Annotated in this window: 12 protein-coding genes and 1 riboswitch; of the genes, 11 read left to right on the forward strand and 1 reads right to left on the reverse strand. The window is 56.1% G+C overall.

Annotated features, from left to right (window positions below):
• The 7 genes from KGZ93_04335 to fdhF form a co-directional block, all read left to right on the forward strand.
• The coding region (locus KGZ93_04335; protein MBS3908836.1) for a hydrogenase iron-sulfur subunit at positions 1 to 840 on the forward strand (840 nt) is incomplete at its 5' end.
• A gap of 1 nt (position 841) precedes the next feature.
• Positions 842 to 1,492, forward strand: coding sequence for a methylenetetrahydrofolate reductase C-terminal domain-containing protein (locus tag KGZ93_04340; protein MBS3908837.1), 651 nt, complete (start codon positions 842 to 844; stop codon positions 1,490 to 1,492).
• A 12-nt stretch (positions 1,493 to 1,504) separates the two neighbouring features.
• Complete coding sequence (locus KGZ93_04345) at positions 1,505 to 2,377, forward strand: methylenetetrahydrofolate reductase (GenBank protein ID MBS3908838.1); 873 nt, start codon at positions 1,505 to 1,507, stop codon at positions 2,375 to 2,377.
• A gap of 92 nt (positions 2,378 to 2,469) precedes the next feature.
• Positions 2,470 to 3,258 carry an AAA family ATPase gene (locus tag KGZ93_04350; GenBank protein ID MBS3908839.1) on the forward strand — a complete coding sequence of 263 codons (789 nt, stop codon included), beginning with the start codon at positions 2,470 to 2,472 and terminating at the stop codon, positions 3,256 to 3,258.
• Positions 3,259 to 3,439: 181 nt separating this feature from the next.
• Positions 3,440 to 4,255 (forward strand): dihydropteroate synthase, encoded by an 816-nt coding sequence (locus tag KGZ93_04355; protein ID MBS3908840.1) that lies wholly within the window; start codon positions 3,440 to 3,442, stop codon positions 4,253 to 4,255.
• A 193-nt stretch (positions 4,256 to 4,448) separates the two neighbouring features.
• Entirely contained in the window at positions 4,449 to 6,923 is a 2,475-nt protein-coding gene (locus KGZ93_04360; GenBank protein MBS3908841.1) for an FAD-dependent oxidoreductase, read from the forward strand.
• 12 nt (positions 6,924 to 6,935) lie between these two features.
• Positions 6,936 to 8,552, forward strand: coding sequence for a formate dehydrogenase subunit alpha (fdhF, locus tag KGZ93_04365; protein ID MBS3908842.1), 1,617 nt, complete (start codon positions 6,936 to 6,938; stop codon positions 8,550 to 8,552).
• A gap of 117 nt (positions 8,553 to 8,669) precedes the next feature.
• Here fdhF and KGZ93_04370 read toward each other — a convergent pair whose 3' ends face one another.
• The gene (locus KGZ93_04370; protein MBS3908843.1) at positions 8,670 to 9,092 is read right to left on the reverse strand and encodes a hemerythrin family protein; all 423 of its coding nucleotides are present in this window, start codon (positions 9,090 to 9,092) and stop codon (positions 8,670 to 8,672) included.
• Between the two features lie 271 nt (positions 9,093 to 9,363).
• Positions 9,364 to 9,473: riboswitch (TPP riboswitch) on the forward strand.
• 99 nt (positions 9,474 to 9,572) lie between these two features.
• On the opposite strand from KGZ93_04370, the gene KGZ93_04375 reads away from it, so the two are divergent.
• The 4 genes from KGZ93_04375 (at position 9,573) to KGZ93_04390 (ending at position 13,590) form a co-directional block, all read left to right on the forward strand.
• A complete protein-coding gene (locus KGZ93_04375) occupies positions 9,573 to 10,388 on the forward strand; it encodes a sulfide-dependent adenosine diphosphate thiazole synthase (protein MBS3908844.1) in 816 nt (271 codons plus the stop codon).
• Positions 10,389 to 10,939: 551 nt separating this feature from the next.
• Complete coding sequence (locus tag KGZ93_04380) at positions 10,940 to 11,722, forward strand: C_GCAxxG_C_C family protein (GenBank protein ID MBS3908845.1); 783 nt, start codon at positions 10,940 to 10,942, stop codon at positions 11,720 to 11,722.
• Positions 11,723 to 11,798: 76 nt separating this feature from the next.
• Positions 11,799 to 12,395 (forward strand): DUF5317 domain-containing protein, encoded by a 597-nt coding sequence (locus KGZ93_04385; GenBank protein MBS3908846.1) that lies wholly within the window; start codon positions 11,799 to 11,801, stop codon positions 12,393 to 12,395.
• Positions 12,396 to 12,990: 595 nt separating this feature from the next.
• A complete protein-coding gene (locus KGZ93_04390; GenBank protein MBS3908847.1) occupies positions 12,991 to 13,590 on the forward strand; it encodes a hypothetical protein in 600 nt (199 codons plus the stop codon).
• The last annotated feature ends 178 nt before the right edge of the window (positions 13,591 to 13,768 follow it).

Below are 13,768 nucleotides of genomic sequence, written 5' to 3' on the forward strand. Positions count from 1 at the left end.
CGTTTTTTGACCACCGGCCCCGCCGGCGCGGTTGTCGTGCCCGAGCCGCTCGCTATCGGCAGGCTTCCGCGGCACACCGTCGACGCGATAGTGCGCAGAGAGAAGAACCATGTCCCCGTCGTCGACCCGGCGGAGCGCGTCAAGAGCTTTGTGGAGGCCGAGGGCGGCTTCGATATCGATATGGCTATCTACGAGGCGGGGCGCTGCATGAACTGCGGGCGCGGCGCCGAGATAATCGCCGAGAAATGCGCGGCTTGTCTGACCTGCGTGCGGGTCTGCCCGTTCGGCGCGCCGTATATCACCGAGGCGCGCGTAGCCGGTTTCAATTGGGATAGCTGCCAGTCCTGCGGCATTTGCGCGGCGGAATGCCCCGGCATGGCGATACATGTCGGCTTCAATGATGATACACTTATAAATGAGCGGATAGACGCGGCTACGAGCGGTATCGTTGCCTTCGGCTGCCAGCTTGGCAAGCCCGAGATATATAACCCGGTCTCCAAGGCGACATCCGCGCCGCCCGGTCTCAACTTCGTAAAACTGATGTGCGCGAGTCGCCTCGACATGCGGCACATCCTGCGCGCGATTGAGAACGGTGTCGACGGCGTGGCCGTCATGGCCTGCCCCGATGACAAATGCCGCTATCGCAAGGGCGTCAACTGGGCCGAGGTTCGCGCCAATCGCGTGAAGCGGCTCCTCGACGAGATAGGCATCGGCGGTGAGCGCGTCGAGTTCATGGGCTCGTTCGCGACCCCGGAAGAGGCGCGGCAAGCTATAGGTGCGTTCAGGGCCGCGCTCGCCGAGCTGGGGCCGAATCCTCTCAATAAAGTGATGGTGAAATAAGATGATTGTTGCGGAGCCAAAGAGCCTGGATGAGATAGAAGCTATGGTCGACGGATATGACCGCGTCCTTATGGTCGGTTGCGGTACCTGTGTAGAGGTCTGCCTTACCGGCGGCGAGCGCTCCGTCAACCTCACCGCGACCGCCCTGCGCCTCGCGCGCAAGGTCGACGGGCGCGATATCGAGGTCGGCGAGCAGACCGTCATCCGCCAATGCGATTTCGAATACCTCGATGAGGTCAAAGATACCGATAAGTACCAAGCCATCGTCTCCCTGGCGTGCGGTGTCGGGATTCAGGGCATCGCCCGAAAGTTCCCGGATTTGCCGGTCTTCCCCGGGGTCAACACGACCTTTATGGGGTTCAACGAAGAGTACGGGTACTATACCGAGATGTGTAAAGGCTGCGGCGAGTGTATTTTGCACTTGACCGGCGGCGTTTGCCCGGTCGCCCGCTGCGCGAAGAGCCTGCTCAACGGGCCGTGCGGCGGCACCAACAACGGCAAGTGTGAGATAGGAAACGATAAGGACTGCGGTTGGGTCCTTATCTATAATAAGATGGAGCAGCTCGGCACGCTCGACAAGTTTATGGAGATAAACATGCCCAAGAACTACGGCAAAGCCGGGAATATCCGCTCGATGGATTTGAGGAAGTAGGAGGGTAGCACAGTGGGATTTAAAGAAGAGATTCAAAGTGGGAATTTTGTGGTCACCGCTGAAGTCGGCCCTCCGAAAGGCACCGACATCAGCGAGATGGTTCATCATATTAAAGGACTAAAAGGCAAGGTAACGGCGCTCAACGTCACCGATAACCAGAGCGCGGTCATGCGTATCTGCACTCTGGCGACGGCTAAAGAGATCATGGACATCGGTATCGAGCCGATTTATCAGATGACCTGCCGCGACCGGAACCGCCTGGGGCTCCAATCCGACCTGCTCGGTGCGGCCATCATGGGGATTAAGAACGTCCTCGCGCTCACCGGCGACCATCCGGTCCTCGGCGACCACAAGGACGCCAAAGCGGTCTTCGATATCGAGTCGGTTCAGCTCCTCGAGGTCATCAACGGCCTAAACGAAGGGCGCGACATGGCCGGACTCGAGCTGCGAGGCGCGACCGATTTCTTCGCGGGCGCGATTGTGACGCCCGAGTCGATTCCGTTCGAGCCGCAGCTCGCTAAGTTTAAGAAGAAGGTCAACGCCGGCGCCAAGTTCTTTCAGACGCAGGCCATATACGATATGCCCAAGTTCATGACCTTCATGGAGCGGGCCAAAGAACTCGATGTGCCGATTCTCGCGGGTATCTTGCTCTTGAAATCGGCCGGTATGGCTAAGTATCTCAATAAGTTTGTGGCCGGTGTTTCAGTGCCGCAAGAGCTTATAGATCAACTCGCGCCGCTCAAGGGCGAAGACGTGCTCAAGAAGGGTATCGAGATAGCGGGCGACCAAATCGCCCAGCTAAAAGATGTCTGCGCGGGTGTCCATGTAATGGCCATCGGCGCTGAAGACAGGGTGCCGGATATTTTAGCCGCGGCCGGCTTATAGGATCAAGGGTAAGGGCCGGCTCCCGTAGCTCGGCCCCTAAGGACCGATGTTTTTAATGTATTGACAACTTTAATTTGGCGGGATGATGTAGAGTGAAAATAGCGGTAACCGGTAAGGGCGGCGTCGGCAAGACGACAGTCGCCGCGGGCCTGGCAAGGCTTCTTGCGCAAGAGGGCTACAATGTCATAGCAATCGACGCCGACCCGGACGCCAATCTGGCCGCGGCGCTCGGCATCGACCCGACCGCCGCCGCAAATATAGTGCCGATCGCCGGGATGAGCGAGCTTATCGCCGAGCGCACGGGCGGCGTACCGGGGACCATGGGGGGCTTTTTCAAGCTCAACCCCAAGGTCGACGATATCCCGGATGAACTCAGCGTCGAGGCCGACGGGGTAAAACTCCTCGTTCTCGGCACGGTGGAGTCGGGCGGCGCGGGGTGCATCTGTCCCGAATCGACGATGCTCAAAGCGCTTTTAAAGCACGTCATCGTGGGGCGCAACGAAGCGGTCATCATGGATATGGAGGCCGGCATCGAGCACCTCGGGCGCGGCACCAGCCAGTCGGTCGATGCGATGTTAATCGTGATAGAGCCGGGCCAGCGGAGCATCCAGACCGCGCGCCAGATTGAAAAGTTGGCGAAAGACTTAGGCATACCGCGCATCTTTCTCGTCCTCAACAAGGTACACGACCGCGACGAGGAAGAGACGATGCGCAAGCATATACCGGATTTACCGGTAATCGGCACACTTCGCGAGAGCGAGACGATACGCAAGGCGGACCTCGAGGGGAAATCACCGTTCGACAGCGACGCGGAGTATGTCGAGGATATACGGGCCATCAAAGAGCGGCTCCAGGCCGAAATCGGCGAGAGCGACGCGTAGCCGTATTGCATATTCGAGAGCAACCGGGGTCTTGAGCCTTGATACGAGAGGGCGCAGCGAGACGCGACAAACACCATGATTCATCGCGTCGCCGCAGTTCTCTAACGATATGTAGGGGTGCGGGACTGCTCGAGTTTCCGGTATCTGATATACAAAGCTTACGAGGGAAGGAGAAACAAGTATGCTGATTATTGCCGAGAAGATTAATATTATGTCGAAGACGATTGGTCCGGCTATGCGCGAGCGCAATGCCAAACCTATCCAGGACTTGGCGCTCGCCGAGGTCGCGGGCGGCTCGCGTTGCCTTGACCTTAACCTTGGGCCGGCGACCAAAGACGGTTCGGCTATGATGGAATGGCTCGTTAAGACAGTCGAGGAGGTTGTCGACGACTCTATCCAACTATGCCTCGATACCAAGAACACCGAGGCGATGGAGGCGGGCCTCAAAGTGGTCACCAAGCACAAACCGATGATCAACTCGACCAACGCCGACGAGGACGTGCTCGACAAGTACATGCCGATGGCGGCGACATTCGACGCCGATATCATCGCGCTCGCTATGACCTCCGCCGGTATCCCGCGTGACTGCAACGAGCGCCTTGTAAACGCCGCGACCATCATGGGTAAAGCGATGGAGCACGGCGTGGGCCTCGAGAGAATCTACCTCGACCCGCTCGTTCTGCCTATCGGGGTGGCCCAGATGGATGCGATGGAGGTCGTTGAGACCATCCGCCAATTCCAGATGCTCAACGACCCACCGATGAAATCGGTCGTCGGTTTGAGCAATATTTACAACGGTACGCCGAAGGACCTTCACACGCGCTTCGGCTACACCTTCATGACGATGCTGGCAGCCGCGGGTCTTACCGCCGCAATCGCCGACTCGCTCGACAAAGAACTGATGTCGGTCGTCAAGACCGTCGAGGTTCTCAAGAACGAGATGCTCTACGCCGCGTCATACCTCGATGACATTCTTGGCGCGAAGGCCGAAGCGTAATAGGCGGTTCACGATATGAGTGAGTAATCGACGAATAGAAGGACGGAGAGGAGAGGGCGGACTACGCGTCCGCCCTTCCGATACGTCTTCTGCGCATAAGAAAATATCGCCGAGCATCGGCGGCGCGCGAGTTTTTCTTGTTTTCAGAAGACCTAGGCACATCTTTATCTGATCTTAAAAGCTGGGAGGACTTATGTCGGAGACACTGGTACGCGAACAACTCAACATAACAATAGACGGGGAGTCCCTTATGGCTCAGTCGGGCCAGACTATCCTCGACGTTGCGCGGGCACGCGGGGTCTATATCCCGAGCCTCTGCGGCGACCCGCGCCTCAAACCGAATGAGCGCTGCGGCATGTGTGTCGTAGAGGTGTCCGGTGAAAGCGAGCCCGTCAAGGCATGCGCGACCGCGCTAGTCGAAGGCATGAGCGTGCGCACCGACACCCCCGCGCTCATCGACATACGAAAGAGCCGCCTCAAGGAACTCTTTGCCGACCACTGGGCCGACTGCATCGCGCCCTGCACTCTGGCCTGCCCGGCGGGGACCGACGCCCAGGGCTACATCGGCCTCATCGCGCGGAAACGCTACCGCGACGCGGTAGAGCTTATAAAGCGGACCAACCCGCTCCCCGGCATCATCGGGCGGGTCTGCACCCGTCCCTGTGAGGATGTGTGCCGGCGCAACCTGGTGGAAGAGCGCATCAGCATCTGCTGGCTCAAGCGATTCACCGCCGACCGGGATAAATTCTCGGCGATGCGCTTTCGCCCCGATGTAAAGCCCGCGACCGGCAAGAAGGTCGCTATCATCGGCGCCGGTCCGGCCGGCCTCTCATGCGCGTATTACCTCGCCATCGAGGGCCATAAACCGGTCATCTTCGAGGCGATGCCCCAGGCCGGCGGTATGCTCCGCTACGGCATCCCCGCCTATCGTCTCCCGAAAGACATTATCGACGACGAGGTCCACGAGATACTCGAACTCGGCGCGGAGCTTCATACCAACAAACGCCTCGGCGCGGACTTCACAATAGAGGAGCTACAAAACGAATACGACGCGGTCTTTCTCGGTATCGGCGCACAGGCCGGCACGAAGATGTGGATTGAGAACGAAGATATTCCCGGCGTGATGAGCGGCGTCGATTTTTTGCGCTCCATCGGCCTCAACGACCCGATAAAAATCGGAAAAACAGTTGCCGTAGTCGGCGGCGGAAACGTTGCTATCGACGCGGCGCGAAGCTCGCTTCGTCTCGGCGCCGAGAAGGTCTACCTTATCTACCGCCGCGGCCGCGCTGAGATGCCGGCCCATGATATAGAGATAGAAGAGGCCGAGCACGAGGGCGTCGAACTATTGCTCCTGGCGAACCCGACCCGCGTCATCGGCACGGATAGGGTCGAGGCGGTCGAGTGTGTGCGGATGGCGCTTGGCGAACCCGACGCATCGGGGCGCCGCCGTCCCGAGCCGCAGGCGGGGAGTGAGTTCGTTCTCGAAGTCGATAATCTCATCGCCGCAATCGGCCAGGCCATCGACGGCACCGGCGCGGAAGGCGCGATGGACGGAAAATATATGGCGGCCGATGCCGCCACCACGCAGACCTCGCTTACCGGCGTCTTTGCGGCGGGTGACGCGGTGACCGGCCCCGACGCCGCTATCCAGGCGGTCGCCGGCGGTCGCGACTCCGCGTTTGCGATAATCCAATACCTCGACGGCAAAGAGATAGACCTGGGCGCGCGGACGCCCTTTAGCGCGGCGCGCGGCGGGGTCACGAAAGAAGACCTCGGCGTATCGGGAGTCGCGCGTGTAAAAATGCCCGACCTCGAGACGGCTAAAAGACTCGGTGTCGGCAACTTCACCGAGGTCGAATTGGGCCTGAGCGAGGAAGACGCGCTTAAGGAAGCGGAGCGTTGCCTCGAGTGCGGCTGCATCAAACAGAACGACTGTGACCTGCGCGACGCCGCCATAACTTACGAGATTGAGCCGAGCGACGACTATGCGGCCATGCGCCGTTTCAAGATAGACAAGAGCCACCCCATCGTCTTACGCGACCAGAACAAGTGTATCCAGTGTCAAAAGTGCGTCGATATCTGCGATTCGGTGGTCGGGGCTTTTGCGCTAGAGTACCGGGAGGGTGAAAACGATATCGTGCCGACCGGCAATATCCCGCTCGCCGAGACCAAATGCGAAGCGTGCGGCCAGTGCATCTCGGCTTGCCCGACCGCGGCGCTCGTCGAGAACCGGCCGAAATTCGCCCGCGAGTTTCTCTGGCCGCCCGCGGTTACGACAACGACCTGTACTTATTGCGGAGTCGGCTGCACGCTCGAACTCAACACCGACCGCACCGGCAAGGTCTTTCGTGTGACGCAAACGCTGGGCGAGGGAGTCAACAAGGGCAACCTCTGCGGCAAAGGCCGCTTCGGCTACCATTTTATCGGTCACCCCGACCGCCTGACCCACCCGCTGATGCGAAAAGACGGCAAGCTGGTCAAAGTCTCTTGGGTCGAAGCGATAAACACGGTAGCCGGGAGGCTCTACGATGTGAAGAGCACCTATGGGGCGGACACGGTGGCCGGGTTTACCTCGGCCCGCTGCACCAGCGAGGAGAACTATCTCTTCCAGAAGCTTCTGCGGGCGGTGATCGGCACCAACAACGTCGACCACTGCGCCAGGTTGTGACACTCCGCTACTGTGGCCGGTCTGGCCAAAGCGTTTGGTAGCGGTGCGATGACCAACACCATCGAGGACCTGGCGGAAGCCGACGTCATCCTCGCGATAGGAACGAATACGACCGAAGCGCACCCCATCATCGGCTATCAGATGAAGAAGGCGGTACGCGAGCGCGGCGCGAAGATAATCGTAGCCGACCCGCGCCGCATCCCGCTCGTCGACTTCGCCGAGATATGGCTGGCGCAGAGACCAGGCACCGATGTCGCCCTGCTCAACGGTCTCATGAACGTCATTCTCTCCGAAGGCCTGGCCGACCGCGACTTCATCGCGGAACGCACCGAGGGCTTTGCGGAACTCGAAGTCGTCTTGCCGAAATATACCCCCGATGTGGTGGGGAAGATAACCGGCGTTGCCGCCGAAGATATCAGGCAAGCGGCCAGGCTCTACGCGAATGCCGGGCGCGCGGCTATCTGCTACACCATGGGCATTACCCAGCACACCTCGGGTACGGACAATGTGTTGGCCATCGCGAATCTCGCGATGATCACCGGCAACCTCGGCAAGCGGGGCGCGGGCGTAAATCCGCTGCGTGGCCAGAACAACGTCCAGGGTGCGTGCGATATGGGCGGCTTGCCTAACGTATTAACCGCATACCAGCCGGTCGCCGATGAGGCGGTGCGCGAGAAGTTCGAAAAGGCGTGGGGCGTCGAACTCTCGCCGAACCCGGGTTTAACCCTCTCGGAAGTAACAAAAAAAGCCGGCGAAGGCGAGATAAAGGCGCTCTATATCATGGGTGAGAACCCGGCGCTCTCCGACCCGGACAGCACCCACGTCAAGGAGGCGCTCGAGAAACTCGATTTCCTGGTGGTGCAGGATATCTTCCTCACCGAAACGGCGGAGTTGGCCGATGTCGTCCTGCCGAGTGCGTGTTTCGCGGAGAAGGACGGCACTTTCACCAACAGTGAGCGGCGGGTGCAGCGCGTGCGCAAAGCGACCGAGCCGCCGGGTGAGGCAAAGCCCGACTGGCGGATAATCGCGGAAATCGGCCTCGCGCTTCGCTACCCGATGCATTATGAGTCGGCCGAGGAGATATATGAAGAGATGCGAAAGCTTACCCCGAGTTACGCCGGTATCAGCTACGAGCGTCTTGAGAAGGGCGGCCTGCACTGGCCGTGCCCGACCGAGGAGCACCCGGGAACACCCATCCTGCACACGCAGGGCTTCACAAGGGGTAAGGGGCTCTTCCACGCGGTCGACCACCGGGCGCCGGCAGAAGAAGCGGACGAGGAATATCCGATGATACTGACTACCGGGCGCAGCCTGTGGCAGTATCACACCGGGACGATGACGAGGCGCTCCGAAGCACTCAACTCGCTCGCGCCGAGAAGCTGGGTCGAGATGCACCCGGCCGACGCGGCCAAACACGGCATCGCCGACGGCGAGGACGTGGTCTTAACCAGCCGACGCGGTTGTCTGACCAGTACGGCGATGGTCACCGAAGGCATACGGGAAGGCGTAATCTTCATGCCGTTCCACTATGCCGAGTCGGCGGCGAATGTCTTAACGAACACCGCTATCGACCCGGTCGCGAAGATACCCGAACTCAAAGTCTGTGCGGTTAAAATGGCGAAGGCGTAAGGCGCGGCAGACATATATCGGGCCTATCGGGCTGGTCGGATATGAGTATAAGAAGACGGGGCTGTATCGGCCCCCGTCTTTGTGCCCGTCTTTGTGCGTTTCAGTCTATTCTAAACACTAAGCCGCTTTACCGCCCGGGCCACCAGTGATAAAATGAGCCATTTCCCTATCGGCCTTCGTGAAATGCCCGGTCAGCCAGGGGACCATGTAGTGCTGAACGCTTGTCGCAAGAGCCCCGTTGTCGCCGGTCTCGTCAAAATGTTGTACTATCTTGACTACCTCTCCGGCAAATTCATCGTGACCTTTTTTGTGCGATTCGTAGCCCGGATAGCCCGCATCGCGCATTGTTTTTTCTTCACACTGGAAGTGCTCGACGACAAAATCCGCGAGTAGGCTCGTCGCTTCCGCAGCGACTTCACGGTCTTGGGCTTTCTCTGCTATCGCGTAAAGACCGCTGAGCATTCGAACCAGTGCCTTATGTTGGCAATCGACCCCACATACACCGGTTTTGAAATCATCGCTCCATTGAACGATTGGCATGTTACGACCTCCCTGGGTTGAAATAGTGCGGCGCGCACTCAAACACCAACTATCTTTTCTGCTATATCGGCCACAAGAATGATTACTTGACCGCAACAGGCACAGTTTCAAACGGTCCCGCGGAGGTAACGATCTCCGATCATGGGCCCGATAGGGCTTAGGTGTTATAGCGGCATCCGACGGCGTGGAAATCAAATTATAAGCGCGGGCGCTTAGTCGTGATTCGTTCCCTTGACATACTCTGCCCGGCTTGTTAATGTGGGATAAATTCATAAGTATGTGCGGGAGCCACTGATGGTGGCTGAGAGGCTGGGCGAAACCCGGCGACCGTTTGAACCTGATCTGGATTATACCAGCGAAGGGAACGCGTTAGTTAGTAACCGTACCTTTTTCTGGTGCGGCTTTTTTGTTTTATTGAGCAGTACATAAGAAAAGAGTGCGATAGAAGATATGCTAAGTAACTTTAGGAGGTATTTGCAAATGGAAGAGAGAATATTCGCCCCGGTGGGCGAAGCCGCGGTAACGAGGGCTATCGTCGGTGAGTTTATGGAAGAGTTTATGGATTATGTCGAGAGCGATGTTATTGTAGTTGGCGCCGGGCCGAGTGGCTTGATAGCGGCAATGGATATGGCTAACGCCGGGTTAAAAACGCTCGTTATCGAAAGCAATAACTATCTCGGCGGCGGTTTTTGGATAGGCGGCTATCTCATGAACAAGCTGACCGTTCGCGCGCCCGCCCAAGAGGTATTAAATGAGTTGGGCGTGCCCAACAAAGAGATTAGCGCCGGCCTTTATGTCGCCGATGGCCCCCATGCGTGTTCCAGGTTGATAGCGGCCGCGTGCGATGCCGGGGCAAAGGTGATAAACGCGACCAGGTTTGAAGACCTCGTTGTCCGCAACGAGATTGTGCAGGGCGCCGTGATCAACTGGAACGCGGTGGCTTCGCTGCCGCGAGCCATAACCTGCGTCGACCCGGTGGCGATCGAGTCGAAGTTCGTAATCGATGCAACCGGACACGATGCCCATGTCATTGGCGCCTTAGCGAAGCGCGGCGTTTTAGGCTTGCCGGGCTGCGGGAGTATGTGGGTAGAAGAATCCGAAGATGTGTTGGTGAAAAAGACCGGTCTGGTATACCCCGGTCTTCTGGCAACCGGCATGGCGGTTGCTTCGGTTTACGGCCTGCCGCGCATGGGCCCCACCTTCGGCGGGATGCTCTTGTCCGGTCGAAAGGTCGCAAAGATAGCCGTTTCAGCCCTGGAAGAGATGAAATCGGCTAACTTTATCGAGCGGAAATAGAAGCGTAGAAAAGCAAAAGGCGGGCAACAGGGATCTGGGCCTCGATAGTTAATAGGCATTTTTGCCCCAACCGCCTGCAGTCGGCCCCCTCTTTTATTGATGTGCGGATAGCATCAAAATAATGTGCGGATAGCATCGAAAATGCTTTCCATATCAAGACCTCCTTATCGTGTTTACCGGTTATAAACGAGATAGTGTGAGGTCTTGATCTATTTTGCAAGACCTTCACTCGCCTATAAGGAATTTACAGAGAGCTTGACAAGGCAACAAATAGATTGATACAATTGTTACAAAGAATCCTAGTAAGCCGATATGAATAATGGGTTGCAAGCGAACTTAATCCTAGTGTTTCTACATGTATACTAATTTTCTAAGAAAGGAGGTTGGTATTGATTGGAAATTTATTACGTATCCGTAAAAATCCAATGGCATTGGAGCACCGCGCGCACTTTGTCCGGAATTTAGCTCAGGCGGCGGGCCAAAGGGCAGACACATGAGGCAAGGAGGCCTTACTTATCCGCAAAGATTGTGTAAAGGGGAGGTAGGAAATTATGGAGATATACAAGGGGTTAGAAGAGGATAAGTTATCAAGACGACGGTTTCTCGCCAAGGCAGGGGTACTTACTGCGGGAGCAACGACAATGGCGGTGTTATCGGGATGTGGGGTGCAGTCTTCTCAAGTGCCAACCGCGGAAACATCAGCTAAGGCAAAACCTGAATATCCATGGGGGTACAAGAAAATAGATCCCGATAGGGCCGCGGAAATAGCTTACGACAGGTGGTATAAGGGATTTTGTAGTTATTCGGTTGTAAGCGGGATACTCGTTCCTCTCCAGGAAGAGATGGGAGAACCTTATGCCCTACTTCCATTAGAAGCTTTTAAATTTGCCCATGGCGGAGTAGTTGGCTGGGGAACCATGTGTGGAACGTTGATCGCAGCGGGCATCGCCACAAGTTTTATCGCCGGTGAGGAGGGCGAAAAAATACTAAATGATGTTATAAATTGGTATACGACTACTGAGCTGCCGATTTATAAGCCGGCAAATCCAAAGGCGGATATCAAAAATGTAAACAAGAGCGGCTCACCGCTCTGTCACATTTCAGTTGGTAAATGGATGAAAAAGGAGGGAGTTCCAATCGGTTCCCCCCAGAGGAAAGATAGATGCGCAAGGCTTTCTGTCGACGTTACAGTAAAGACCGTAAATCTTCTAAATGAATGGACAGACGGTAAGTTCGTACCAGTGCACGGCTCCCAAGTTAAGACGCACGATATAACATCCCAAAATAACTGCACCAGCTGTCATGGAACGGATGTGCCGATGCCGCCCAGATAATCTATATATCCTAAACCGCGCCGCGCTTTTGCCGAGAATAAATAGTAACGGAAATCCACTCGAAGGAGACGTCGCAATGTTTATTCTCGGCTTTATTATGCTCGCACTTGTTTTTGGCTATCTTCAAGGGGGGAAGCTCGCTTCACTCTCGCAGGTTAGGTTGCGTTATGGTCTGCTTGTCGTGGCGGCTTTCATCTTGCAGGCGACGGTCTATGTGTGGGACACGTCTTACTTGAGCGTTGCCGCTATTGGTATAATCGCAAACGGCGCATCCTACGCGCTCATCATCGTGTTCATGCTTGCCAATCGCGGCATCGCCGGAGCGCCGGTTATCGCCACGGGTCTGCTCCTTAATTTCTTTGCGATACTCTCGAACGGCGGCTATATGCCGGGTTCGATAGCGGTCGCGGGCACCGGCCTCGTTAATCTAGGGTATCCAGCCGACCCTCCGCTCCTCTGGTTTCTCGGTGATGTCTTATCTATGCCCCAGGCATTATCGTTTGGCGGCGCGTTCAGCATAGGCGACGTCTGTGTCGGTATCGGTGTCTTCGCGGGGCTTCGCGAGTTGATGGAGCCCGCGAGCGCGGAGATCCGGATATTGAGGCCGCGCTACCAGCCGAAGCACCTCGCGAGCGCGAGTAAGCGTCTCCTATTGGTGAGGCGCGCGAGCTAGCCCGCTCGCAGGCGTTTCGGTTGACCATGCCTTCGTCTTTTTAGGCCCCTCCGCGGAGGGGCCTTTTTTTGTTCAGCCATGACGGACGAGTTCTCGATTCGATAAAGAGGGCGTAAGATGACAGTCGATAAACTAAAAGACAAAATCAGGCCGGACATCGAGTCGACGTTCGGCGGCTTGACGGCGAATTACCTTGATATAGCGCCGGTAAGATATACTTATATGCAAGAAAAACCCACGAAATAAACATACAAGATACCCTTTACATCCATCCCCCCTCTGGTAGCCTATAAACGTAGTGCTACTTTACGATAGTCGGATTTTCCAATCAGAATCAATTTGCGAGGGGGCGGTGAATCGCGGGATGAATTTTCTTTTTAACGCGGTGATTGTCTTCCATGTTTGAACAAGTGTATGCTGGTTAGGAGGGAACATGAAGAAATTGTTTGTCGCTTTGTTGGTGGTAATGATCGGCGGGACTTTGGTAGTGGGCATTGCTTATGCTTATACGCATACTTTATTAAACAAAGACGCTGCCAGAGCTTCTACCGCTAGGTGGTTTAATTAATATAACAAGTATCGAAAGGAGACAGACATGAAAAAAATAAAAGTAGTCACCTTGCTTCTGACAGCAACCTTAACAGTGAGTGCCCTTGCAGCCTATGGTTACGGGAAAATGATCAGTCCCGGAAAAACAGTTGTTAGCGCAGATGCTAGCTTTGCATATCATGACAAAAACGAACTAGTTAACCTTGCTACTGTTATCGTGTCGGGGGAAGTCGTCTCTTCAGAGGTGCAAGATGATTTAAGAGGTTTTCCTGCAACAGACTATATAGTTAAGGTGGACAAAGTATTTAGGGGCAACCCTGGTGCTGAAGTCGAGGTCCGTACCGAAGGTGGGGAAAACGCCAAAATGATCTACGATCCCGGCGAAGGGTATGTTACCTTTCAAATAGGAGAACAAGTAGTTCTGTTCCTCACTGACGATAAAGGGGATCGTACAGACAAAGATGACTTCGGTTACTACGTACTTGGAGTCCAAGGAAAATTCAAAGAAGAAAACGGCAAACTAACGAACAGGGATTATACATTTGATGCAGCTACCTTTGCGCAAGAACTGGACCAGATTGAGAAAGAAAACAAAGCGAATGGGTTAAAGAAACTCACAGATGTTCCAAGTAGTGATGGAATTTAACCATTTGCAGCTCGGCAACTGCCATAAAGGCATCTAGCTTTCACGTCTAAAACAAAGAATCGCTCTCAGAGCTTTTCAACAAGTTCAACGATATCGCGCGCGGCCTGGGAGACTAGCTTGCGCGCGATATCGCTTATGCCCTCATCGCCGCGAAGCTGGTTGCCATAACCGATGATCA

Source organism: Actinomycetota bacterium, from assembly GCA_018333515.1.
Taxonomy (GTDB): domain Bacteria; phylum Actinomycetota; class Aquicultoria; order Aquicultorales; family Aquicultoraceae; genus Aquicultor.